At 44.7% G+C, this 597-nt stretch carries 1 protein-coding gene; it reads left to right on the forward strand.

All coding sequences use genetic code 11. The features are described 5' to 3' along the window. Positions 1–444, forward strand: a 444-nt coding sequence (locus A3738_RS01215) for a TOBE domain-containing protein (RefSeq protein ID WP_156503870.1), incomplete at its 5' end; no start/stop codon positions are given. Positions 445–597 lie beyond the last annotated feature (153 nt).

The following is a 597-nucleotide window of genomic DNA, read 5'->3' on the forward strand; positions in this document are numbered from 1 at the left end:
GAACAAGTCGGTACGCCCCAAGAACTTTACTATGAACCACAAACGCCCTTTGTCGCCGACTTTGTTGGAGAAAGTAACCATTGGGAGGCTACAGTCAGCGTACAAGATTCTCAACGCACCACACTAACCACCACGAGCGGTTTATCGATTCAAACCCAAACGACAAGCAATCTTGAAATCGGACAAACAGTGAATATCTATCTTCGTCCCGAATCCATCACATTGGGACAAGAGCAAACTACAGCGGATAATCAACTCCAGGCATCTGTAAAGAGTGTATTGTTCGACGGTGCTAAGAGCCGCGCAATCATGACCAACAACGATGCGGAAGAGATTATTGTTTCCCTACCTCAGACAGGTGAGTTTTCAGATCTTAAGGCAGGCGACAAACTATCATTAAGCTGGCGAGCAGATATCGCCAAAGTATTTACGAACCAAGCTTGAGCGTTTTAGGAAAGATAAAATGAACTCAAGCCAGACACGACTCACCCTGATACTCCTGCTTAGTCCTTTTTTACTTTGGCTAGGCTTACTTGTGATCATCCCTCATATCGATATGTTCTTCTTATCGATTAGAGAAAAAGTTGCCCCTCGAAC

It is taken from the genome of Oleiphilus sp. HI0066 (assembly GCF_001635725.1).